The sequence below is a fragment of the Alcaligenes sp. Marseille-Q7550 genome (assembly GCF_965112015.1).
In genome coordinates this window covers 643896-667297 of record NZ_CBCOPU010000001.1, presented here as the reverse complement: position 1 = coordinate 667297, position 23402 = coordinate 643896, and the positions used below count along the sequence as shown (strand labels likewise).

The 23402-nt window shown below is 65.7% G+C and carries 18 protein-coding genes; 7 read left to right on the top strand and 11 right to left on the bottom strand.

Going from position 1 to position 23402, the window contains the following annotated elements:
• Positions 1-7 precede the first annotated feature (7 nt).
• Positions 8-1663, bottom strand: a complete 1656-nt coding sequence (locus tag ACWPWO_RS03180) for a cbb3-type cytochrome c oxidase subunit I (protein WP_454004358.1) — start codon at positions 1661-1663, stop codon at positions 8-10.
• Positions 1664-2213: 550 nt separating this feature from the next.
• On the opposite strand from ACWPWO_RS03180, the gene ACWPWO_RS03175 reads away from it, so the two are divergent.
• The 4 genes from ACWPWO_RS03175 to ACWPWO_RS03160 all read left to right on the top strand — a co-directional run bounded on the left by ACWPWO_RS03175 (position 2214) and on the right by ACWPWO_RS03160 (position 5395).
• Positions 2214-2636 carry an OsmC family protein gene (locus ACWPWO_RS03175; RefSeq protein ID WP_394064025.1) on the top strand — a complete coding sequence of 141 codons (423 nt, stop codon included), beginning with the start codon at positions 2214-2216 and terminating at the stop codon, positions 2634-2636.
• A gap of 7 nt (positions 2637-2643) precedes the next feature.
• Positions 2644-3444: a thymidylate synthase gene (locus ACWPWO_RS03170; protein WP_454004356.1), complete on the top strand. Its 801-nt coding sequence runs from the start codon at positions 2644-2646 to the stop codon at positions 3442-3444.
• The gene (locus ACWPWO_RS03165; RefSeq protein WP_454004354.1) at positions 3441-3935 is read left to right on the top strand and encodes a dihydrofolate reductase; all 495 of its coding nucleotides are present in this window, start codon (positions 3441-3443) and stop codon (positions 3933-3935) included. The genes ACWPWO_RS03170 and ACWPWO_RS03165 overlap by 4 nt, the downstream gene beginning before the upstream one ends.
• Before the next feature lie 134 nt (positions 3936-4069).
• A complete protein-coding gene (locus ACWPWO_RS03160; protein ID WP_454004353.1) occupies positions 4070-5395 on the top strand; it encodes an aminotransferase class III-fold pyridoxal phosphate-dependent enzyme in 1326 nt (441 codons plus the stop codon).
• A gap of 264 nt (positions 5396-5659) precedes the next feature.
• Here ACWPWO_RS03160 and gcvH read toward each other — a convergent pair whose 3' ends face one another.
• The 8 genes from gcvH to apbC form a co-directional block, all read right to left on the bottom strand.
• Complete coding sequence (gcvH, locus tag ACWPWO_RS03155; protein ID WP_454004351.1) at positions 5660-6034, bottom strand: glycine cleavage system protein GcvH; 375 nt, start codon at positions 6032-6034, stop codon at positions 5660-5662.
• Positions 6035-6072: 38 nt separating this feature from the next.
• On the bottom strand, positions 6073-7305 hold the full coding sequence (locus ACWPWO_RS03150; protein WP_454004349.1) for an NAD(P)/FAD-dependent oxidoreductase: 1233 nt from the start codon (positions 7303-7305) through the stop codon (positions 6073-6075).
• 6 nt (positions 7306-7311) lie between these two features.
• Entirely contained in the window at positions 7312-9585 is a 2274-nt protein-coding gene (locus tag ACWPWO_RS03145; protein WP_394064014.1) for an Orn/Lys/Arg family decarboxylase, read from the bottom strand.
• 10 nt (positions 9586-9595) lie between these two features.
• Complete coding sequence (dcd, locus tag ACWPWO_RS03140) at positions 9596-10159, bottom strand: dCTP deaminase (protein ID WP_454004346.1); 564 nt, start codon at positions 10157-10159, stop codon at positions 9596-9598.
• 144 nt (positions 10160-10303) lie between these two features.
• A complete protein-coding gene (locus ACWPWO_RS03135) occupies positions 10304-11611 on the bottom strand; it encodes a translocation/assembly module TamB domain-containing protein (RefSeq protein ID WP_454006251.1) in 1308 nt (435 codons plus the stop codon).
• Positions 11612-12411: 800 nt separating this feature from the next.
• Complete coding sequence (locus tag ACWPWO_RS03130) at positions 12412-14184, bottom strand: hypothetical protein (RefSeq protein ID WP_454004344.1); 1773 nt, start codon at positions 14182-14184, stop codon at positions 12412-12414.
• Positions 14184-15959 carry an autotransporter assembly complex protein TamA gene (locus ACWPWO_RS03125; RefSeq protein WP_454004342.1) on the bottom strand — a complete coding sequence of 592 codons (1776 nt, stop codon included), beginning with the start codon at positions 15957-15959 and terminating at the stop codon, positions 14184-14186. The genes ACWPWO_RS03130 and ACWPWO_RS03125 overlap by 1 nt, the downstream gene beginning before the upstream one ends.
• A gap of 6 nt (positions 15960-15965) precedes the next feature.
• Positions 15966-17051 carry an iron-sulfur cluster carrier protein ApbC gene (apbC, locus tag ACWPWO_RS03120; protein ID WP_394064006.1) on the bottom strand — a complete coding sequence of 362 codons (1086 nt, stop codon included), beginning with the start codon at positions 17049-17051 and terminating at the stop codon, positions 15966-15968.
• Between the two features lie 102 nt (positions 17052-17153).
• Between apbC and ACWPWO_RS03115 the strand changes: the two genes are divergently transcribed.
• Both ACWPWO_RS03115 and metG read left to right on the top strand, forming a co-directional pair.
• The gene (locus ACWPWO_RS03115) at positions 17154-17420 is read left to right on the top strand and encodes a hypothetical protein (RefSeq protein ID WP_454004340.1); all 267 of its coding nucleotides are present in this window, start codon (positions 17154-17156) and stop codon (positions 17418-17420) included.
• A 223-nt stretch (positions 17421-17643) separates the two neighbouring features.
• Positions 17644-19713 (top strand): methionine--tRNA ligase, encoded by a 2070-nt coding sequence (gene metG / locus ACWPWO_RS03110; RefSeq protein WP_454004339.1) that lies wholly within the window; start codon positions 17644-17646, stop codon positions 19711-19713.
• A gap of 94 nt (positions 19714-19807) precedes the next feature.
• On the opposite strand, the gene rlmD is transcribed toward metG, so the two are convergent.
• Complete coding sequence (gene rlmD / locus ACWPWO_RS03105; RefSeq protein ID WP_454006249.1) at positions 19808-21154, bottom strand: 23S rRNA (uracil(1939)-C(5))-methyltransferase RlmD; 1347 nt, start codon at positions 21152-21154, stop codon at positions 19808-19810.
• Positions 21155-21180: 26 nt separating this feature from the next.
• Complete coding sequence (locus tag ACWPWO_RS03100; RefSeq protein ID WP_454004337.1) at positions 21181-22302, bottom strand: mechanosensitive ion channel family protein; 1122 nt, start codon at positions 22300-22302, stop codon at positions 21181-21183.
• Positions 22303-22488: 186 nt separating this feature from the next.
• On the opposite strand from ACWPWO_RS03100, the gene ACWPWO_RS03095 reads away from it, so the two are divergent.
• A complete protein-coding gene (locus ACWPWO_RS03095) occupies positions 22489-23400 on the top strand; it encodes a cation diffusion facilitator family transporter (RefSeq protein ID WP_454004335.1) in 912 nt (303 codons plus the stop codon).
• The last annotated feature ends 2 nt before the right edge of the window (positions 23401-23402 follow it).

Below are 23402 nucleotides of genomic sequence, written 5' to 3'. Positions count from 1 at the left end.
GACTAAATCAGGCCTCCACTACATTGCGAGTTGCCGAGCGCTGGTGAAACAGGGCTGGACCAATACGACGGCTGCCATAGCGCAGAGCCATTGCCACAAAGTGGAAGGCAAACACGAGGTGGCCCAGGGTCATCAGGGCGCCACCCAGAGAACGCGATTTCAGGTAAGGCATCGTGACAAAAACGGATTCCATGAAGGCTTTGGCCGGATCCAGCATGGCCAGACCTTGCAGCCAGCCGCCAATGCTCAGGCCCACGGCGTAGATGCCGAAGCCGATCACCACCAGCCAGAAGTGCAGGGAGATCAGCTTGGGGTATGGCCATTCCCAGGACATGACGCGGGGCATCACGTAATAGATCGCGCCGAACATCACCACGGTGAAGAAGCCGTACAGGCCGATGTGGGCGTGGGCGACCGTGAAGTGGGTGAAGTGGGTGATCGTGTTGATGCTGCGCAGAGCTTCAAAGGAGCCCTGGATGGAGCTGACGGTGTACATCATGCCGCCCAGCACGATGAAGCGCAGGGTGGGCGAGTGGATCAGGGTGCGGAAGTGACCCTTCATGGTGTAGTGCTGGTTGATGGAGAAGGCCAGCACGGGAATGATCATCATCATGCTCTGCACGATGGACAGGGTGATCATCCACTGGGGCACGGGACCGCCCACCAGGTGGTGGCCGCCGACCTGGCCGTAGAAGAACGCCAGGCCCCAGAAACCCACCAGGGACAGGTTGTAGGACGCGATAGGCTGGCCGATGATCTTGGGCAGGAAATAGTACACCGAAGCCAGGGCCATGGGGGTGTAGAACAGGCCCAGCACGTTGTGGCCGAACCACCAGTTCATCGTGGCCTGCTCGACGCCCACGTGCACGGCGGGCAGGTTGCCGACCAGGAACAGGATGGGGAACCAGAACAGGGCCGCGCCCATGTACCACACGGACACGTACAGGTGATGGGTGCGGCGGTTCTGCAGGGTGAACACCAGTGGCAGGGCCGCCAGGGCGCCGCCGATCACCAGGAGGATGTCGATCTGCCAGGGCATTTCCAGCCATTCCATGCCGTCGGTGATGCCCACGGCGATGCTGCCCAGGCCCGCGATCAGGCCGGCGTTCCACAGCGCGCCGCCCAGGATGGCGAAACGCGCGCCCATCAGGGGCGTCTTGAACAGGCGAGGCAGCATCCACATGGCCACGCCGAAGGCCGCCATGGGCGCCCAGCCGTAGGCGACGGCGTTCAGGTGCAGCGTGCGCATGCGGCCGAAGGTCATCCAGGCATACTGGGTCAGGAAGTCGGGTTCGTGCAGCTTGATCGAGCTGATCAGACCGGCCGTGGAGGCCACGATCAGCCAGACAATGGCACAGGACAGAAACATGAACGTGACGTAGGCCGAGGAGCGGTCGGCTTCCACGCGCTCGGCCAGCTCCACGCTCAGGGCGCGGTGCGCGTCGGCGGAAATGGCGGTCTCGCCCATTTCCTTCTGCAGGGCCAGGCGCTGCTCAGGCGTGGCGGAGGGATCGTCGACCTGACCGATTTCGCCTTGGGAGAAGATCTCCTTGGCGGCGGCCGGGCTGTCGTCGAAGAAGTTGCGGCGTAACGACCAGATGAAGACGAAAAGTCCGGTTGCGGACGATATGAGAGCTAAAAGCAGTATTGAAACGGTATTCACAATGATCCAGGCCTGGTTAATGTGAAGCTGCCAAGCAGCTCAGCGGCACTTGACGCGTCGCAGATCAAAAGAGAGTGGACGCAAGAAATCTGCGACTGCCTAGGTCGCGAGAGCCGCCATGTTAAAACAACCGTCTGTTACGCCTTGATAAAGCCCCCAGGCAACGCGGGGTTTATTGAGACAGAACAAATACGGACACGACTTTTTTTGGTATATGGGCAGCGGCCATTATAGGCGAGGGTAAACCCTCGTGACATGGCTGTTTCAATTTCTCCCTTACCTGGCCTGCAGTTTATCCTAGGACAAACAACAAAACCACCCATGTCCTCACATTTTGTCTGCGTTCCTGTCCGTAGCTGTCATAGCAGATCGGATATATCCTCGTCACAATTTCGCCACATTCATATAAGCTGATAGCGCCTATAAAAATCAGGACCAGTCCCTTCGCCGGCCGGGGAGATGCGCGTGCACGCTCAGCGGTCGAGAAAGTACAATCGAGCGAAGACTCACACCGACCGGGCTCGCCCCGGACCGAATCAAGGACACCACTATGGAATGCACAATCGACTGGGGCGGCTCCGAAGGCATGCTCTTTGTCGCCCGCACTGGCAGCGGCCACGTGACCGCCATGGACGGCGCGCCCGAAGGCGGCGGCAACAACCTCGCCCCCCGCCCCATGGAGATGCTGCTGACCGGGGCAGGCGGCTGCGCCGCCTACGACGTCGTGCTCATCCTGAAGCGCGGCCGGCACGCCATCACCGGCTGCCAGGTCAAGCTCACGGCCGAACGGGCCGACACCGACCCCAAGGTCTTCACCCGCATCCACTTCACTTTCGTGGTGACCGGCAAGGACCTGCCCCGCACGGCCGTGGAACGCGCCGTGCAGCTCTCGCACGACAAGTACTGCTCGGCCTCCGCCATGCTGGGCAAGACCGCCGAGATCACCTATTCCATCGACATCCAGCAAGCCTGAGACCGCCATGTCCGCACATCCCTACGAAGACCTGCTGCGCCTGGTCTACACCCAAGGCACTCCCAAGACCGACCGCACCGGCACGGGCACCCGTTCGGTGTTCGGCCACCAGATGCGCTTCGATCTTTCGCAGGGCTTTCCCCTGATCACCACCAAGAAGCTGCATACCCGCAGCATCTTCATCGAGCTGCTGTGGTTCCTGCGCGGGGATTCCAACGTGCGCTGGCTGCAGGAACGCGGCGTCACCATCTGGGACGAATGGGCGGATGCGGACGGCAATCTGGGGCCGGTCTACGGCGTGCAGTGGCGCTCCTGGCCCGCGCCGGACGGGCGCCACATCGACCAGATCAGCCAGGTCGTGGAACAGATCCGCCGCAACCCCGACTCCCGCCGCCTGATCGTATCCGCCTGGAACGTGGCCGACGTCGGCCAGATGGCCCTGCCGCCCTGCCACGCCCTGTTCCAGTTCTACGTGGCCGACGGCAAGCTGTCCTGCCAGCTCTACCAGCGCAGCGCGGACATTTTCCTGGGCGTGCCCTTCAACATCGCCAGCTACGCCCTGCTGACGCACATGGTGGCCCAGCAATGCGACCTGGACGTGGGCGACTTCATCTGGACCGGCGGCGACTGCCACCTGTATTCGAATCACTTCGAGCAGGCCGAGCTGCAGCTCGCGCGCGAGCCCCGCCCCTACCCCACGCTGACCATCAAGCGCAAGCCCGCCAGCCTGTTCGACTACGAATTCGAAGACTTCGAGATCACCGGCTACGAACCCCACCCCCACATCAAGGCTCCCGTCGCCGTATGACTACGCTTCCCGCCATCCGCCTGGTCGTGGCCTACTCGGCCAACCGCTGCATCGGCAAGGACAACGCCCTGCCCTGGCGCCTGCCCTCCGACCTGCAGCACTTCAAGCGCGCCACCATGGGCCTGCCCATCATCATGGGCCGCAAGACCTGGGAATCCCTGGGCCGTCCCCTGCCGGGGCGCCCCAACCTGGTCATCAGCCGCAACGCGAACTACCCGGCGCCCGGCGCCCAGGTATTCGCCGACCTGGAACAGGCCCTGCGCGCCTGCCCCGATGCCGGGACAGTTTGCGTGATCGGCGGAGAGCAGCTCTTCCGGCTGGCCCTGCCCCTCGCTCAGGAATTGGTCGCCACGGAAATCCACGCCTTTGTGGCCGGCGACACCTTCTTCCCCGAGCTGTCCGCCAGCCAGTGGAAGGAAGTCGAGCGCCTGCCCCAGCCCGCCGAGAACGGCCTGAAGTTCGACTTCGTCACCTACCGGCGCGCCACCTGAAGCTGGCAGGGCCTCCCTCCTAGGGGTTTTTGCCAAGACGGCGGCGCTTTGCAGCGCAGCAAGGACGCGAGACAATACAGATGCACGGTCAGCAGACCGTCAGGTTTCGTGTGTCCTCCTTCCTGGAATGCGCCATGATCCGTCCCCCCGCCAGCCCCGACCTGTCTTCTCTCTGGATGCCGTTCACGGCCAATCGCCAGTTCAAGCAGAACCCCAAGCTGCTGGCCCGCGCCAAAGGCATGCACTATTACACGGCGGACGGACGCCCCATCCTGGACGGCACGGCGGGCCTGTGGTGCGTGAACGCCGGACACGGCCGCGCCCACATCATCGAGGCGCTGACGCGCCAGACCATGAACCTGGACTACGCGCCCAGCTTCCAGCTCGGCCACGAGGACGCCTTTCGCGCCGCCCAGGCGGTGGCCGGCCTCATGCCCGAAGGGCTGGACCGCATCTTCTTCACCAATTCCGGCTCGGAGTCCGTGGACACCGCGCTGAAGATCGCCCTGGCCTACCATCGGGCCCGCGGACAAGGGCAGCGCACGCGCTTCATCGGCCGCGAACGCAGCTACCACGGCGTGGGCATGGGCGGCATCTCGGTGGGCGGCATCACCGCCAACCGCCGGGCCTTCTCGCCCATCCTGATTCCCGGCGTGGACCACCTGCCCCACACGCACAGCCTGGAACACAATGCGTTTACCCAGGGGCAGCCGGCCTGGGGCGCGCATCTGGCCGACCACCTGGAAGGGCTCATCGCCCTGCATGACGCCAGCAACATCGCCGCCGTGATCGTGGAGCCGCTGGCCGGATCGACCGGCGTGCTGGTCCCCCCCCAGGGCTATCTGGAGCGCCTGCGCCAGATCACGAGCAAGCACGGCATCCTGCTCATTTTCGACGAAGTCATCACCGCGTTCGGCCGCCTGGGGGACAACACCGCCAGCCAGTACTTCCACGTCACGCCCGACCTGATCACGCTCGCCAAGGGCATCAGCAATGCCGCTGTGCCCGCCGGGGCGGTGGCCGTGCGGCGCGAGATTCACGATGCCATCCTGGACGCCAGCCAAGGCGAAATCGAATTCTTTCACGGCTACACCTATTCCGCCCACCCGCTTGCCACGGCCGCCATCCTGGCCACCCTGGAGATCTACCAGGACGAGGCGCTGTTCCAGCGCGCCCGGCGCCTGAGCCCCTACTTCGAACAGGCGGCCCACTCCTTGCGCGGCAGCCCGCACATCATCGACATCCGCAATCTGGGGCTGGTGGCCGGCATCGAACTGGCCAGCCGCGCGGGCGCGCCCGGCGCGCGCGCCGCCGAAGTCTTCAACGCCTGTTTCGAGCAAGGGGTGCTGGTGCGCTACACCGGCGACACCATCGCCATTTCTCCGCCGCTGATCGTGGAGCAGGAACAGATCGATCAGATATTCGGCACCATTCGGACAGCCTTGAAGAACGTGCGCTAGGTTTTTCGTGATTCTTCAGAAGTTCCCCAGAGGTGGACGGGCAGGCCGATAACAGACTGGTCTTGGTGGCGACTCCGCCCGGGAAAAGACGGGGCCGGTCCGGGCTCACGGCTTGCCGGCGCCCCTGGCCGGCAGCAGGCGCCGGGCGCCCCTTGAGCTTGCCGCGTGGTTTACACCGAACCCCTGGCCCGCTTTCACAACAGACAAAACAATGCCTCCCGAAGGAGGCATTGCGTACGGCATGACGCGCCCGAGACCGGTTGTTTACTCGGCCACGGCCTCGTAGCCGGGGCCGTCCAGCAGGCCGTCCAGGTCGGCGGGATTGTCGGCCTTGAGCTTGAAGATCCAGGTATCGAACGCCGCCTCGTTGATCAGGTTGGGCGAATCGGACAGCGCTTCGTTGAACTCCACCAGTTCGCCCGCGACGGGCGCATAGATGTCCGACGCGGCCTTGACCGACTCGACCACGCCGGCCGTCTGGCCGGCTTCCAGGCGCGTGCCGGGCGTGAACTCGCCCACGAACACCAGATCGCCCAGTTGGTCCTGGGCAAAGTCGGTGATGCCCACCAGCACCACATCGCCGTCTGCCTTGGCCCACTCGTGGGTGGCCACATATTTTCTATCGTCAGGTAGCTGCATGCGCCCCCCTTAAAAACAAAAAGTGCTTGTTGCCTAAACTATAAACCACGCCCGGGATCAGCGCTGAGCGAGCGCGCGCAAGCCGCCGCCGACGCCCATGCCCACTGGAAATTGTAGCCGCCCAGCCAGCCGGTCACGTCGACCGCCTCGCCGATGAAGTACAGGCCGGGCACCTTGCGGGCCTCCATGTTCTTCTGATTCAGCTCGCGCGTGTCCACTCCGCCGCTCATGACCTCGGCCTTCTTGTAGCCGGCCGTGCCGCTGGGCTTGAGCTGCCAGGCATTGATGACCTGCCCGACCGTGCGCAGCACGCGGTCCGGCAGGTCCGCCAGGCGCTGCTGGCCCACGCCCCTGGGCAGCAGGTCCGAGGTATCCAGCCACTGCTCCACCAGGCGGCGCGGCCACAGGCTCGAGAGGACCGTGACCAGGAGCTGGCGATTGCCGGGCTTGGCGTCCAGCAATTGCTGGCCTATGTCCTGGCCGGGAGCCAGGTCCACGGTGATCCCCTCGCCCGACTTCCAGTAGCTGGAAATCTGCAGGATGGCCGGACCGGACAGGCCGCGGTGCGTGAACAGCAGATCCTCCAGGAAGGCCTGGCGCTGCTTGCCGGCGCCCGTGCTGACTTCCACTTCCAGCGCCATGCCGCTCAGCGAGGAAAACGGACGCCAGTCCCGGCCGTCGAAAGTCAGCGGAACCAGGGCCGGGTGCGGCTCGATGACCTTGAGGCCGAAGTGCCGGGCCACGCGCAGCGCATAATCCGTGGAGCCCAGTTGCGGGATGGCCATGCCGCCGGTGGCGATGACCACCTGGCGCGCCTGCAGGTCGCCCTGGCTGGTGCGCAGCACGAAGCCGGCCTCGATGCGGCCTATGGATTGCACCGAACAGGGCATGCGCCAGGACACCTGCCCTTTCAGGCATTCCTGGCGCAGCATCTGGATGATGGACTCGCTGGAATCGTCGCAGAACAGCTGGCCCTTGTGCTTTTCGTGGTAGCCGATGCGGTAGTCGCGCACCAGCCGCAGAAAATCCTGCGGCGTATAGGCCGCCAGGGCGGAACGACAGAAGTGCGGATTCTGCGAAATGAAGTTTTCCGGAGAGGTCCCGGTGTTGGTGAAATTGCAGCGGCCGCCGCCGGAGATGCGTATCTTCTCGGCGAGCTTTTCCGCGTGATCGATCAGCACGACCCGAAGGCCGCGCTGGCCGGCCATGCCGGCGGCCAGCATGCCGGCCGCTCCTGCGCCAATGACGGCGACGTCGAAGAATGGTGTCACGCTGTTTTACTCGCCCGCCTCGGATTCGCGGATGCAATCCACGTAGTAGCGCGGCAGGCCATCCGGACCGATGTCCTGGGCCAGGCCGTGCACGTAGGTTTCAAAGCCGGGGAAGCGGGCGTTGAACTCGCGTGCGAACTGCAGGTATTCCACGATGCGCGAATTGAAGCGCTCGCCGGGGATCAGCAGCGGGATGCCGGGCGGGTACGGCGTGAGCAGCACGCCGGTGACGCGGCCTTCCAGTTCGTCGATGCCCACGCGCTCGATCTCGCGGTGCGCCATCTTGGCGTAGGCGTCGGACGGCTTCATGGCCGGCACCATGTCGCTCAGGTAGACCTCGGTGGTCAGGCGCGCCAGGTCGTACTTGCGGTAGGCTTCGTGGATCTGCTGGCACAGGTCGCGCAGGCCCATGCGCTCGTAAGTGGGCTGGGCCTTGCAGAAGTCCGGCAGGATGCGCCACATGGGCTGGTTGCGATCGTAGTCGTCCTTGAACTGCTGCAGGGCCGTCAGCAGCGTGTTCCAGCGGCCCTTGGTGATGCCGATGGTGAACAGGATGAAAAAGGAATACAGGCCGGTCTTCTCCACCACCACGCCGTGCTCGGCCAGGTACTTGGACACCAGGGCGGCCGGAATGCCGTGGTCGGCAAAGGTGCCGGAGATGTCCAGGCCGGGGGTGATGACCGTGGCCTTGACCGGGTCCAGCATGTTGAAGTCGGTCGGCAGCTTGCCAAAGCCGTGCCATTCGGCGCCCGAACGCAGGATCCAGTCCTCGCGGTTGCCTATGCCTTCCTCGGGCAGGCGGTCCGGACCCCAGACCCTGAACCACCAGTCATCCTCGCCGTACTCGCCGGACACCTTGCGCATGGCGCGACGAAAATCCATGGCCTCGCGGATGCTTTCTTCCACCAGGGCCGTGCCGCCGGGCGGCTCCATCATGGCCGCGGCCACGTCGCAGGACGCAATGATGGCGTACTGCGGGCTGGTGCTGGTGTGCATCAGGTAGGCTTCATTGAAGACGTTGCGGTCCAGTTGGCGGTTTTCCGCGTCCTGCACCGTGATCTGCGAGGCCTGCGACAGGCCCGCCAGCATCTTGTGCGTGGAGTGCGTGGCGTAGATCATGGTGTCCTTGCTGCGCGGACGATCGGCGCCAATGGCATGCATGTCGTGATAGAAGTCGTGGAAGGCGGCGTGCGGCAGCCAGGCTTCGTCGAAATGCAGCGTGTCGATTTCCGAATCCAGCGTTTCCTTGATCATCTCGACGTTGTAGATGACCCCGTCGTAGGTGGACTGGGTCAGCGTCAGGATGCGGGGCTTCTTGTTCTTGGCGTTGCGCGCGAAGGGGTTGGCCTCGATCTTGCGGCGGATGTTCTCAGGCTGGAATTCTTCCTGCGGGATGGGGCCGATGATGCCCAGGTGGTTGCGCGTCGGGCGCAGGAACACCGGGATGGCGCCCGTCATGGTGATGGCGTGCAGGATGGACTTGTGGCAGTTGCGGTCCACCACCACCACGTCGTCGTTGGCCACGTTGGCATGCCAGACGATCTTGTTGGAGGTGGACGTGCCGTTGGTCACGAAGAAGCAGTGATCCGCGTGGAAGATGCGCGCGGCATTGCGCTCGGCCTCGGCCACCGGACCGGTGTGGTCCAGCAGCTGGCCCAGCTCGTCCACGGCATTACAGACGTCGGCGCGCAGCATGTTCTCGCCGAAGAACTGGTGGAACATCTGGCCCACCGGGCTTTTTAGGAAGGCGACCCCGCCCGAATGCCCCGGGCAATGCCAGGAGTAGGAACCGTCCGAGGCATAGTTCACCAGCTCGCGAAAGAACGGCGGCGCCAGGCTGTCCAGGTAGGAGCGCGCTTCGCGTATGATGTGCCGGGCCACGAACTCGGGCGTGTCCTCGAACATGTGGATGAAGCCGTGCAGTTCACGCAGGATGTCGTTGGGGATGTGCTGCGACGTGCGCGTCTCCCCGTACAGGTAGATGGGGATGTCCTCGTTGCGAAAGCGCAGCTCGCCGATGAAGGAGCGCAAATTCATGATCGCGTTGGCGACATCCTCGGGGGAGTCCACGTCGAATTCCTCATCGTCGATCGACAGGATGAAGGCGCTCGCGCGGCTTTGCTGCTGCGCAAAAGAACTAAGGTCACCATAGCTGGTGACCCCGAGAACTTCAACGCCTTCGGCCTCTATCGCGGCGGCCAGGGCTCGGATGCCCAGGCCTGACGCGTTTTCGGAACGGTAGTCTTCGTCGATGATGACGATGGGAAAACGAAACTTCATTCCAGAACTCCTAGGTACGGGGCAAGGTGACGCCCAGCTGACCCTGATATGTGCCGCCGCGGTCGCGGTACGACACTTCGCAGATTTCGTCGCTTTCGAAGAACAGCATCTGCGCGCAGCCCTCGCCGGCGTAGATCTTGGCCGGCAGCGGGGTGGTGTTGGAAAACTCCAGCGTCACGTGGCCTTCCCATTCGGGCTCCAGCGGCGTGACGTTGACGATGATGCCGCAGCGGGCGTAGGTGCTCTTGCCCAGACACATGGTGAGCACGCTGCGCGGGATGCGGAAATATTCGACCGTGCGGGCCAGCGCGAAGGAATTGGGCGGGATGATGCACACGTCGCCCACGAAATCCACGAAGGACTTCTCGTCGAAGGCCTTGGGGTCCACGATGGTCGAATTGATGTTGGTGAAGATCTTGAATTCGTTGGCGCAACGCACGTCGTAGCCGTAGCTGCTGGTGCCGTAGCTGACGATGCGCTGCCCGTCCACGCTGCGCACCTGGCCGGCCTCGAAGGGTTCGATCATGCCTTCGGCAGCAGCCCGCCGAATCCAACGGTCGCTTTTGATACTCATAGGAAATTAGCCGCCTTAAATCAGTAACCGGGTATTTTATCGTTTACATGCAAGCTTGACCCACACGACGCGCAAAAACGACATTCATGCGGCTTGCGCGCCCGTTTCCCGGCGGGCGCGCTTTCTTGGAACCTGTGCATGGTCCTAGTCCTGGGAGAACCAGCGGTAGATCAGGGCCAGGCCGTTGACCGTGCCGGCGCTCAGTTCCGCCGTCAGGCCGCGCGCCAGGCGGTAGCTGGCGCGCCCCACCGTCCCGGTGTCGGCCATGGCCTGCTGCAGGCTGATCGTGATGTCGGACGTAAGCCCCTTGGAGATCGCCAGGAACTTGCGCTCCACGTCGCTGGTGCCGCTGTTCAGGGATTTGACCACACTTTCCACCGGCAGGATGCTGCCCGGGCTGCCCAGGTCGCCCGAACGCATGGCGACCTCGTCGATGCCGCACTTGCGGTAGAACGGTTCGCCGTCGCCCAGGAAGGAGGTGCCCACGCTCAGCAGCAAGGCAATGTCCCCGCCCGAGTCGTCGGGTCCGTGCCCCAGCAGCAGCCAGGACAGCTTCTCCACTTCGCTCACTTCCGGATAGGACACCAGGTCGATGCGCGGCCGGCGCGCCGTGCCGGCCACCTTGACGCCGGCCTGCACGGCCTGGTCGGTGCGCAGGGCCTCGATGTCCAGGATGGGCGAGGTGATGTCGCCCTGGAAGGTCACGGTACCGCGCCTGAGCAGCAGCTTCTGCCCGTACAGTTCGATGCGCCCGCCGCGGGTGCGCAGCGCGCCTATGCCCGTCAGCTTGCCGCCTATCATGGTGATCTTCAGGTCCCCCACCAGGCCGGAGTTCACGCCGTAGCCGGTCAGGTAGAAGCGCGGCCCCAGATCCACGTCGATCTCCATCGTCATGTCCGTGGTGCCCTCGACTTCCTGGTCCTGCAGCGTCTGGCCGGCGCGCAGCACCACCACGTCGCTGTCCACGGTCGGGATGCCGCCCAGCATGTCCAGGTTGAACCAGCCCGCGTCCGCCACCACTTTGCCCTGGATGGCGATGCGCGGCAGGTCCATGTCCAGGTCCAGCCGGCCGGTCATCATGGCGTAGCGGTCGGCGCGCTGCACGATGGGAAAGCGCAGGATGTCCACCGCAAAGGTCCCCTGCTGGTTCACCAGGTTCCATTGGCCCGAGACCGTCAGCTTGCCGCCCTTGGCGTCGGGGCTTTCCTTCAGCCAGGTCGCCGTGCGCCACTCCTGGGGTTCCACGCGCGGCGTGGCCGGGAAGGTCAGGCTTTCCAGGCGGAAGACGTCGCCGTCGAAACGTGCGTCCAGGCTGCCGTCCAGCAAGCGTATGCCGTCGTCCAGCCGCGTGAAGCGCAGGTCTCGGCCGGTCACCGTGCCGCGGCTGGTCCAGGCCCACTTGGCGCCCACATCGATGTTCACATCGGCGTTCAGGCGCCCCCCCAGTTCCATGGCATCGCCCAGGAACAGGCTGGTCCAGCCCAGGTCGTCGATGTTGGCCTTGACGTTGATCTTCTTGGCATCGCCGTCACGCAGGGCGATCCCGCCGCCCGGCGTGGCATGCACCACTGTTTCCGCCGTGGCGGTCAGGTAGCCCATGCGCTGCGTGCGCACGTCCAGCAAGGCGTCCAGGCGGCTGCGCCCGCCCGAACCGGGCGTGGCCTTGAGCGTCAGGCTCATGTCCTGCAGGCCCAGCGGAAACGGCGGTTCGGCCGGCACCTGCACGTCGCCGCTGACGCGCTGGATGCGCGCCTGCCCCGTCAGGGCCCCGGCAAAACTCAGGTTCCAATCGGCCTTGACTTCGATCTCGTCCGGACGGGTGTTCTTGCGCGAGGCGACTTTCACGCCGCCTTTCTTTTCCTGGGCCTGTTCCTCAACGCCCAGCTTGCGCATCAGCCGCTCGATGCGCGGCTGGGACAGGACGAGGTCCGTCAAGGCGCCCTGGCTGGCCCACTGGCCAGCCTGGTAACGGGACTCCTGGTGCCGCAAGGCCACCCAGGACTGGCCGTCCATGGTGGTGGCGATCGTCGTTGCGCCGATCCGCAGCGACCAGGGCGTCGCAAGGGCCTGTTGCGCGGCGGTGGAGGCCGGCGGCGCTTCGCCGGCCGCCGGGACGCCCGCCGCCGGAGCGCCGGCCGCCGGTGTTTCGGCCGGGCTTTCCGGCGTCGACGCTTGAGCGGACGAGGCAGACTCCTGGACGGGCAATTCCCGGCCGAGCTCCTGCAGGCGCTCGGGCTCGGGCTCGGGCGGCGTCAGTGCCGCGGTGAACAGCACGGGCATGGCGGACTGCAGCTTGGCGCCCAGGCCGGCGTGATCAGCCGCCAGGCGTGTGACGCGGCCGTCCCAGAATGCCGCCTTGCCTTGCCCGGCGAAATTCCAGCTGCCTTCCAGAGCCAGGTCGGCCTGCGCCAGACCCTGCCCCAACTGGTCGCGCTTCGTGCCGCCCAGGTCATACCGCGCCTTGAGCTCCAGCCCGTGCCGCGCGATCGCCCCCTGAGCTTGCCTTCGGCCGACACCGTGCCCAGTTCCAGGCCCGGCCACAGTTGCCCGGCCCGCGGCACCTGGACCTGCAGGTCCAGCATGCTGTCAGGCTCGCCAAACCCGCCTTTCAGGGCGATGCGGTTGTCGCCCACCTTCAGGTCCGTCAGGGCTTCGGACACCGTCAGGCCGCGCCACCAGTCCGCGCTGCCGGGCTGGGCGGGCGAGGCCACGTGCGCCTTGATCTGTCCGGCGGCCGGCTGCCGATTCCAGCGACTGCCCTGCAGCAGCTGCACGTCCACATCGGCCGTCACCAGCTGAGCCTTGTCCACCAGCAGCACATCGAAGCGGCCTTGCCCGTTGATGAGGGCGTCAGGCAGCACATCGCCCAGCAGGGCGTGCAGATCCAGCCTGTCGCTGCGGAACTGCCCCTTGAAATGATCCTTGATGTGTCCCTCGTCCTGCTGGGCGTCCCAGGCAAAATCGGCATCGAGCTTCGATTGGTCGGGCAGTTGCAAGGCCACGGTCGCCTGGCGCACGGGCACGGCGGCCAAGGGCGTCAAGTCCGCCCGGGCATCCAGATGATAGCCCTGGCCGCTGCCCTGCAGCGTCAGCGCCGCCTGCTCCAGCGAACCGTCCAGCGTCAACTGCGCATTGATGACGCAGTCGGGAAGCGGTTCGGGCTCCGGCACGGCCACGGGCTCAGTGATGCGCTCCTCGCCGCTGGCGGCGGGCGCGCCGGCCTCAGACGCGGCTGCTTCGGATTGCACAGCGTCGGGAACGCCTGTCTTGCCGTCCGGTTTGGACGCGGCGGGAGTCCCGCCCTGGCGCGCCGCCGGCGCCGCCTCCTTCGGGGCGTAGCCGGGCAGGTATTGTCGGGCGCATACGGGCGATTCAGGCGTCAGGCCCCGCGCGATGATCTGCACATCGGCCCGGGCCGGGAACGGCGCTTCGAAACGGGCCAGGTCGACCTCGCCCTGCAGCCCAGCGCGCATGAACTCGTTGGCCAGCATCAGATCGTACAGGCGCAGCTGTCCGCCCTCCGTTCCCACCGACAGCGCCGCCGACAGATCGGCGACGGCCAGCGGCAGAGGCGCGCCGTCCTGCGTCAGCATGAATTGGCCCAGTGCCAGCTTGTCCACCGCGATATGGACGGGCAGCTCGGGCATCTGGAACGGTTCGTCCGGCTTGGGCTCGGCCGGCGTGGTCAGTGCGACGTCCACTTTCTGCGCGCTCAGCTCCACCACATGCAGGCGGCGTTCCAGCAGCTCTTTCCAGTTGGCCTGCAGGCGCAGACGCTCGATGTCCACGCGCGTGTCCGGCAGGTCCAGCACCAGGTGATCGATGCTCAGGCCGTCCCACACCGAACCGCGTACGCCCTGGGCGCTGCCGTTGGCATGGGGCAGGGCGGTGCGCAGCGCCCAGCGCGTGCCGGCCTCGCTGGCCAGGACCCAGTACGCGAAGCCGCAGACCAACAGCAGGGCCATGACCACGAAGGGTATGCCCCACAAGGCAAAACGACGGAACCAGCGCCGCAGAAAAGCCATCAGAATGCGATTCCCAAAGAAAAACTCAGGCGCAGGCGCTTGTCCCGCTGCCCGTACGCCACGTCGATATTGAACGGACCGGCCGGCGTGCGCACCACGGCGCCCAGGCCATAGCCCCAGGCCAGCTTCATGTCGCTAAAGCTAGGGGCTGCGTCGCCCACATCCACGAAAGCGCGCATGCCGTACATGCTGGTGAAGAAATGCGTGTATTCCACGCTGGCCACGGCCAGGGTCGGCGCGCCCACCACGGCGTCATTCAACTGCAGGCCTATGCTCTGGAACTTGTAGCCGCGAATGCTGCGCGCACCGCCGGTCCGATACCCGAAGTCCGGCGGAGTGCGGTCGGTCATGCGCCAGACCTTGCCGATCTCGCCGCGCACCGACAGCACGTCCCATTCGCCGATGGGCCACCATTGCTGCAGGCGCAGATTGGCGCGATAGAACGGCTCGCCCCGGTCCAGCGTGATGCCCGCGCCCAGTCCCAGGTCCACCAGATTGCCTTCGCGCGGATCGTATTTCTTGTCCACGTCGCGCCGCAGCCACTGCCAGGTCGCGATGGCCGACGGCACCTCCCGCGTGGGCAGGCCGGCGATCTTGGTCTTGTCCCAGGCGCCCAGCAGGCCCCATTCGGTTTCGTATTCGACCCGGCTCTTGCCGGCGGCCTTGCGTTCCTGGCGCAGCTTCCAGCCGAACGCCGCGCGGGCCGTATCCAGCCCTTCGACATCGGAACGATCATAGAGCAGCCCCAGGCTGTTCTTGTAGCCGCTGCGGGTGGGCGGCAGGTGCACATCATAGAAGGCGCGCTGGCGCTTCTTGTCCACGCCTATGCCGGCCTCGGTCCAGATGGGCAGGCCGAACACGATGTTCTGGCGGTAAAGGCCCTCCACACGCACGCCGTGGTCGCTGTCCACGCCCAGGGAGCCGGTGAAGCGCTTGGCGGGCGCTTCGGTCACGCGCACCAGCACGGGCAGCTCCACTTCGCCGTCCGCGCGCACTTTCTGCAGGCTGGATTCGTCGTCCAGGGTGACGAAGGCGCCGCGAAAGAACGAGGTGGAGGCCAGCGATTGCTGCCACTCGTCCAGTTTGTCCTGGTCGTAGGGGTCGCCGGGTTCATAGCGCACATAGTGTTCGACCAGCGATTGCGGCACCCGCTTCAGGCCCGAGGTGACAAGCTGGCCCATGCGCACGCGCGGCCCGCTCTTGACCTTCAGCGACAGGTCGGCCACGCCTTCGTCGGCCAGGACCACGGCGCGCGTGCTGTCATAGCGCGCGTAATAGAAGTCCTGGCGCTGCACGCTCTCCAGCAGATCCGCCTTGGCCGACGACCAGACCTTGTTCAGGAACGGATCGTCCGGCTTGAGGGGGAAGTCGGCCTTGATGCCTTCCAGCCGCACCTCGAACTCCGGCTGGGTGATCTGCCCCTTGAAGTCCAGGTCGACCTTGCGCACCCGGGTAAGTTCGCCCGGCTCGATGATGATGTCCCAGGTTTCTCCGCCTATGTCCTCGCCCACCTCCAGCGTCACCACCGAATCGAAATAGCCCTGGGTTTCCAGGGCCGAGACGGTCGCATCGTGCGCCCGGCGGCGCAGGCGCGAGACTTCCCCCACGTCCTGGTCTTCAGCCAGGCGCGTGATGGCGCTGACGGCGCGCTGGATTTCCTTCAGGGCCTCGGGCGGCACGCCGCCCGGATCGATGACGACTTCGGGGACCGAGGCGGCCCAGGCCGGCCGGCTCAGGGCCAGCAGCAACAACAGGCAGAGGCCGGGTTTCAGCATAGGCACTCAGAGCGGACGAGGGACAACCTTGGGTCGCTGCGCCGACGTGTCGGGCGGCAGCTGGGAAAGATTGGCTGAAACCCGGTTGGCGATCTCCTGATAGAGGCGGGCCTCGGCGCTGTCGGCCGCGGCGATGACGGTGGGGGTGCCCGAATCGGTCTGGGCGCGGATGCTCATGGCCAGCGGCAGGGCTCCCAGCCAGGGCACGTTGAACTGGGCCGCCATGTCCCGCCCGCCATGCTGGCCGAAGACCGGGTCGGCATGGCCGCAATTGGAACAGATGTGCACGGACATGTTCTCCACGATGCCCAGCACCGGCACGTTGACCTTCTGGAACATGGACAGGCCGCGCTTGGCGTCGGCCAGGGCCAGGTCCTGCGGCGTGGTGACGATCACGGCGCCGGTGAGCGGCACCTTCTGCGACAGGGTCAGGGCGATGTCGCCCGTGCCGGGCGGCATGTCGATGATCAGGTAATCCAGGTCGTCCCAGCGGGTCTGGGTCAGCAGCTGCGTCAGGGCCTGGGTGGCCATGGGGCCGCGCCAGATGGCCGGCGCGTCCTCGTCCAGCAGAAAGCCGATGGAATTGGCCTGCAGGCCGTGGCCGATGAGCGGCTCCATCATCTTGCCGTCGGCGCTGCGCGGGCGCTCGTGCAGACCCAGCATGATGGGCACGCTGGGACCGTAGATGTCGGCATCGAGCAGGCCGACGCGCGCGCCCTGCATGTGCAGCGCCAGGGCCAGGTTCACGGACGTGGTGCTCTTGCCCACTCCGCCCTTGCCGGAGGCAACCGCAATGATGTTGCGGATGTTGGGCATGGGGCGCAGGCCCTGCTGCACGGCATGGGTGCCGATGCGCGGGCTCAGGTGCAGCTGGGCCAGCTGCGCGCCCACGCCGGCCAGCGCCTGGACGATGCGCTCGCGCAATTGCCCCTGGATGTCGTAGGCCGTGTAGGGCAGATGCAAAGTGAGCGATACCTGGTCGTTTTCAATGCTGATTTCACACTTGCCCGCATCCACCGACAGCTTCTTAAACGTGTTGGGGTCGGTCACCCCAGCCAGGGCCTGCAGTACACGTTCGGAACTTACAGTCATTTGTCCAAAACCTTGCTATAAAGAAACATCACCATACCTTTAAACCAGAAGAATAGCGGATCAAAGGGAATTTTTTTGTACAGATAGTGTCATACTAACCCTATGAATACATTTAACCAGATTATCCGCACAGCCCTCTTTGTCTTGCTGACAATTTTCGGTGCAATCATGGCGTTTATTTTCATGGTTTCCACCGCGATTGCCATCGGCATCCTGTACATCGTGGCCCGCATCAGCGGCCGGCCCTTCGGGGTCAAGGCCTATTGGGACCAGCGCCGCCGTCCGGCCGCCCCCGCGATGCGTCCCGATGCGCCGCGCGCGCCCCGCGCACAGGACGTCACCGACATAGAAATGCGCGAAATCCCCTGACAGCCCCGCCCGGGGCGGGCGTGCGCCCGTCCCGGTCCGGCATGCGCCCCGCGGCCCGTGCAGCCGCGGGGCGCCTGATTGCGTTCCCGCTTCCTTCGCCCACCGGCCCGTCCTGTCGCACCTGCGCGACCGCGTCCCCGCCGGCTGATCCTCATTGCCAGCAGAAGAGCGCAATTCGACATAAAATCGCACCTTCCCTTTTACACTTTTTTTCCTTTACGTCATGTCACGAACGATATTTGTCACGACCGCCCTGCCGTACGCCCACGGCTCGTTCCACATCGGCCACCTCAAGGAGTACATCCAGGCCGATATCTGGGTCCGGTCGATGCGAATGTCGGGACATACGCTGCACTTCGTCGGCGCGGACGACGCGCACGGCGCGCCCATCATGCTCAAGGCCGAGAGCGCCGGCATCACGCCCGCCCAGCTGGTGGACCGCATCGCCGCCGAGCGTCCGACCTACCTGAACGGCTTTCACATCCAGTTCGACCACTGGCACCGCACCGACTCCCAGGAGAACATCGCGCTGGCGCAGGACATCTACCGCTCGCTGAAGTCGGCCGGTTTCATCGACACGCGCACCATCGAGCAGTTCTATGATCCCGTCAAGGGCATGTTCCTGCCCGACCGCTACATCAAGGGCGAATGCCCCAAGTGCCACGCCAAGGACCAGTACGGCGACAGTTGCGAAGTGTGCGGCGCCGTCTATGCGCCCACCGAGCTGATCGAGCCCTACTCCACGCTGACCCGCGCGCGCCCCGTGCTCAAGACGTCCGAGCACTTCTTCTTCCGCCTGTCGGACCCGCGCTGCGTGACCTTTTTGCAGGAATGGACCACGGGCACGAACGCCCAGGGCAAGCCGCGCCTGCAATCCGAAGTGTTGGGCAAGACCCGCGAATGGCTGGGCACGGGCGAAGGCGCCGAAGCCTCCCTGAACGATTGGGACATCTCCCGCGACGAGCCCTACTACGGCATCCCCATCCCCGACGCCCCCGGCAAGTACTTCTACGTGTGGCTGGATGCGCCCGTGGGCTACCTGGCCTCCCTGAAGGCCTATTGCGCCAAGCAAGGCCTGGATTTCGACGCGCTGCTCGATCCCGAAGGCAATACCGAGCAGATCCACTTCATCGGCAAGGACATCGTGTACTTCCACGCCCTGTTCTGGCCCGCCATGCTGAAGTTCTCCGGCCGCAAGGTGCCCGACGCGCTGAACGTGCACGGCTTCATCACCGTCAGCGGCGAAAAGATGTCCAAGAGCCGCGGCACCGGCATCTCGCCGCTGCGCTACCTGGAGCTGGGCATGGACGCCGAATGGATGCGCTATTACATGGCCGCCAAGCTCAACTCGCACGTCGAGGACATGGACTTCAACCCGGAGGACTTCGTCGCCCGCGTCAACAGCGACCTGATCGGCAAGTACGTCAACATCGCCAGCCGGGCCGCCAACTTCATCAGCAAGCATTTCGACGGCCAGCTCGCCTATCAGGGCGATACGGCCGAGATGCAGGCCGAGCTGCAGGCCGTGGCCGAGAAGGTGCGCGCGGACCTGGAGAACCGCGAGTACGGCCGCGCCGTGCGCCAGATCATGGCCCACGCCGACGTCATCAACCAGGCCTTCGATACGGCGCAGCCCTGGGTCATGGCCAAGGGCATAGGCACGGCCGAGCAGGCCCAGAAGGACGCGCTGCAGGACATCTGCTCGCGCACGCTGGCCGGCTTCAAGGGCCTGTCCGTGATGCTGGCCGCCATTCTGCCCGCCCTGACCGATCGCGTCGCCCGCGAGCTGTTCGGCATGAACCGCAGCTTCGTCTGGAGCGACGCGGCCGAACTGCCCAGTCACATCGCCCCGTTCAAGCACTTGATGCAGCGCGTGGACGCCAAGCTGGTGGACGAGCTGCTGGCCCCGCCGCCCGCGCCCGTCGTGGTGCCCGGCGGCGAGCCCATCGCCGACACCATAGCCATCCAGGACTTCGCCAAGGTGGACCTGCGCATCGCCAAGATCGTGGCCTGCGAGCCCGTGGACGGTTCGGACAAGCTGCTGCGCCTGAGCCTGGACGTGGGCGAAGGCCGCCTGCGCCAGGTGTTCTCCGGCATCAAGTCGGCCTACCAGCCTGAAGACCTGGTCGGCAAGCTGACCGTGCTGGTCGCCAACCTGGCCCCGCGCAAGATGCGCTTCGGCGTGTCCGAAGGCATGGTCCTGGCCGCCAGCCACGCCGACGAATCCGTGGACAGCGGCATCTACGTGCTGGAACCCTTCCCAGGCGCCCAGCCCGGCATGCGCATCCACTGACGCCGCCGCCTGCCCGATAAAAAACCTCGCCCGCGGGCGAGGTTTTTTATTGCGCGCCAGACTGGCTCCGAAACGACCGGGGCGCCGCGCCGGCTCAGGCTGGCTCGAACACCGCCATGGACTCCACGTGGCCGGTATGGGGAAACAGGTTCAGCACGCCGGCGGCGCGCAGACGGTAGCGTCCCTGGTGCGCCAGGATGGCGGCGTCGCGGGCCAGGGTCAGCGGTTCGCAGGAAACGTACACGATGCGTTGCGGACGGCGCTCGTCGGGCAGGCGGGCCAGGACTTCGGCAACGGCGCGAGCCCCTTCGCGCGGAGGATCCATCAAGACCTTGTCGACACGTCCCAGGCCGTCCCACCAGTTGCGGTCCGCCTCGAACAGATTGCGCTGCGCGAAATCGGTCCGGTCCAGCAGGCCGTGGGCGCGGGCGGCGTCGCGGGCGCGCTCCAGCAGGGCGGCGCTGCCCTCGACGCCGGTCACGAAGGCGGTCCGGCGCGCCAGCGGCAAGGTGAAGTTGCCCAGGCCGCAGAACAGGTCCAGCACGCGATCCTGCTTTCCCGGCGCCAACAGCGCCAGGGCCTGAGACACCAGGCTGCGGTTGCTGGCAGGATTGACCTGGGTGAAATCCGTCGGCCGATAGGCAAAGCGCACGTCGAACTCAGGCAAGGCGTAAGCCAGTTCTTGTGCTGGCGGCACGGGATCCAGAGGCAGCGCCGAATCGGGCCCGCCCGCCTGCGTCCACCACTGCACGCCGTGTTCGCGTCCGAAGGACCGCAGGCTGTCCTGGTCTTGCGGCGTCAAGGGCAGCAGATGCCGCAAGACCAGGACGCAGGCCGAATCCCCCATGGCCAGCTCGATCTGCGGAATGCGGTGGGGAATCGACAGGCCCGCGATCAGTTCCCGCAAGGCCGGCAGCAGCGCCGATACCGGCGCGGGCAGGACAAGGCACTGGCGCAGGTCGGCCACGTGCGTGCTGCCGCGCTCCCGAAAGCCGATGCGCAGCCCCTCCCCGTCCACCCGATAGACGGACAGGCGAGCGCGCTGCCGATAGGCCCAATACGGGCCATGGACCGGCGCCAGAAGGCGCTCGGGGCGCAGGCCGCCGACCCGTTGCAGGCTGTCTTCCAGGTGACGCTGCTTGACGGCCACCTGGGCGGAGGGCTCCAGATGCTGCATGACGCAGCCGCCGCAGACGCCGAAGTGCGGACAGGGCGGCTGGACGCGCTGGCTGCTGGCCTGCAGGATGTCCTGCAGTTCCCAGACCTGGTGGCGGCGGCCCCCTGCCGGGTTCGCCACGCGCACTCGTTCGCCGGGCAGGGCGCCGTCCACGAAATGCGTGCAGCCGTCCTGTTGCGCAACGCCGCGCCCTTCCATATCCAGGGCTTCGATATCCAGTTCCATCATGTCCTGCCGGCGCTCCTTGGCCGTCCCGTTTGCCAGGCTGACATTGTAAAAGCGAAACCCGCTCAGACGGGCGCGGGCTGGCGCGGAGCAGGCATGGCCTCGAACAGGCCGTCCGGCGCATACACCGTCGCGACCGGCTCGGCCAGTTGCGCGCCATGGCGCCGCACGATATCCGCGATGCGCAGCAGGATGTCTTCCTTCACGTTCATGAACTCGTTGTAGTCCGTGCTGACCGTGAACGCATACAGGGACAGCTGCAATGAGCGTTCACCGCAGCTGTCGAAATTGAAAGCGAAGAAATCCTGCTGTATGCCCTTGTGTTCGCGCAGCATCTGCCGACACTCCTCCACGATGCGCGACATCACGCCCATGTCCATGTAGCGCGGGTGCAGGGTTTCCATGATGCGCCGCGCCGTCATGCGGGAATGGTTGATGATGGGCTGCGTGTTGAACATGGAGTTGGGCACATAGAAGGGCTTGCAGTCGAAGCCGATCAGGCGCGTGGCGCGCCAGCCTATGTGCTCCACCCCGCCGGCCAGTTCAGTGCCGGGAATGATGATGTATTCGCCTACCTTGAAAGGCCGGCTGGCGAAGATGGTCAGCCCGCCCAGCAGGTTGGCCACCAGGCTCTGGGCGGCGAAACCGATGGCGACGCCGCCCACTCCGCCGAAGGCCAGCACGCCCGCGATCGCGTAACCCAGGGCCTGCATCACTGTCAGCGCGGCGGTCAGCACGATGGAAGCCCGCACCAGCTTGCCGATGGCGTCCGTGGCCGTGGGATCCAGCTCATGGCGGCGCGCGCGGGCGCGCGCCACCAGATTCTCCTGGACCTGGGTGCAGACTTTCAGGAAATACCAGGTCACGACGGCGATCACCGCCACCATGGGAGCGGTGGGCAGGACGGCCGCCAGCATGGACGAAACATCATGCTCCACCAGCAGGCGCGCGGCCCCCGCCAGGCCCAGCACCCAGATCAGCGTCTTGAGCGGACCGGACGCGCCGGCCAGGAAACCATGCACCCAGACGTGGCGCGTCGGATCGGTGCGCTGCGCCAGGCGCGCCATCACCCGGCTCGCCACCATGCCGGCCAGCAAGGCGAACAGGATGATCATGAATACGGCCAAGACGTCGCCCCACTGCTCCAGCACGGCGGCGACTCTCTGATACAAGGAATGTTCTTCCACGGTCAGTCGCTCCAGTTGTCGTGAGTGATCAGCGGACCGCTCCGCGGTCCGCCACCTGCGTCTTTTACGGTAACAGCCGCGCGCCCGCCGCTTCAAGTCGCCGTCGGGCCCCAAAGCCCGATACACTCTCGATCAGGCAGGCCCTTCGCAGACGACCCGCCCCACGCATTCTGAAGGAATCCCGGCATGGAAAAAGTGACCCCCGCCGACCTGGACCGGCACCGCAGCGCCCAACTCTCCACCTGGGTCAGCGTGGCCGTGAACATAGGCTTGAGCCTGCTGCAGATCGCCATCGGCCTGTACGCCAATTCGCGCGCCCTGATCGCGGACGCAGTCCATTCGCTGTCGGACCTTCTGTCGGATTTCGTGGTGCTGTTCGCCAACCGCCACAGCCGCAAAGGGCCGGATGCGGACCACCCCTACGGCCACCTGCGCTATGAGACCGCCGCCACCCTGGCCATCGGCGTGCTGCTGATCCTCGTGGGCCTGGGCATGGTGTGGAACGCCGTCACCGCGCTGCAGGACCCGGGCAGCATCGCGCCTGTCCACCCCGCCGCCCTGCTGGTCGCCTTCATCGCCCTGTGCGGCAAGGAACTGCTGTTCCGCTACATGCTGCGCGTGGCCAAGCGGGTGCGCTCCACCATGCTGGTGGCCAACGCCTGGCACGCGCGCTCGGACGCGGCCTCCTCGCTGGTGGTCAGCCTGGGCGTGCTGGCCAATCTGGCCGGCCTGCCGCTGGCCGACCCGCTGGCCGCCAGCATCGTGGGGTTGATGATTCTGCGCATGGGCTGGAAGTTTTCCATCGGCGCCTTCCACGACCTGACCGACCGCGCCGTGGACCACGACACCGAACAGCGCATCGCCGCCCTGCTGCGCGAGACGCCCGGCGTGCAGGGCATCCACGAGCTGCGCACGCGCAAGCTGGGCGACATGATCTGGGTGGAAGTGGACCTGGAGATGGACGGCTCCCTGACCATTGCGCAGGGCCACGCCATCGCGGTGCTGGCCCGCGAACGAGTCATGCAGGCCGAGCCCGTGCTGGATGTCATGACGCACTTCGATCCGGTCGAGCCCAAGCCTCCCTCGGCCGGCGCTTGACC

Coding starts and splice junctions, on each gene's coding strand:
- ACWPWO_RS03175 (WP_394064025.1), top strand. CDS start 2,214: ATGGAATGCACAATCGACTGGGGCGGCTCCGAAGGCATGCTCTTTGTC.
- ACWPWO_RS03170 (WP_454004356.1), top strand. CDS start 2,644: ATGTCCGCACATCCCTACGAAGACCTGCTGCGCCTGGTCTACACCCAA.
- ACWPWO_RS03165 (WP_454004354.1), top strand. CDS start 3,441: ATGACTACGCTTCCCGCCATCCGCCTGGTCGTGGCCTACTCGGCCAAC.
- ACWPWO_RS03160 (WP_454004353.1), top strand. CDS start 4,070: ATGATCCGTCCCCCCGCCAGCCCCGACCTGTCTTCTCTCTGGATGCCG.
- gcvH (WP_454004351.1), bottom strand. CDS start 6,034: ATGCAGCTACCTGACGATAGAAAATATGTGGCCACCCACGAGTGGGCC.
- ACWPWO_RS03145 (WP_394064014.1), bottom strand. CDS start 9,585: ATGAAGTTTCGTTTTCCCATCGTCATCATCGACGAAGACTACCGTTCC.
- dcd (WP_454004346.1), bottom strand. CDS start 10,159: ATGAGTATCAAAAGCGACCGTTGGATTCGGCGGGCTGCTGCCGAAGGC.
- ACWPWO_RS03135 (WP_454006251.1), bottom strand. CDS start 11,611: ATGGAACTGGGGGGGCGCCTGAACGCCGATGTGAACATCGATGTGGGC.
- ACWPWO_RS03130 (WP_454004344.1), bottom strand. CDS start 14,184: ATGGCTTTTCTGCGGCGCTGGTTCCGTCGTTTTGCCTTGTGGGGCATA.
- ACWPWO_RS03125 (WP_454004342.1), bottom strand. CDS start 15,959: ATGCTGAAACCCGGCCTCTGCCTGTTGTTGCTGCTGGCCCTGAGCCGG.
- apbC (WP_394064006.1), bottom strand. CDS start 17,051: ATGACTGTAAGTTCCGAACGTGTACTGCAGGCCCTGGCTGGGGTGACC.
- ACWPWO_RS03115 (WP_454004340.1), top strand. CDS start 17,154: ATGAATACATTTAACCAGATTATCCGCACAGCCCTCTTTGTCTTGCTG.
- metG (WP_454004339.1), top strand. CDS start 17,644: ATGTCACGAACGATATTTGTCACGACCGCCCTGCCGTACGCCCACGGC.
- ACWPWO_RS03095 (WP_454004335.1), top strand. CDS start 22,489: ATGGAAAAAGTGACCCCCGCCGACCTGGACCGGCACCGCAGCGCCCAA.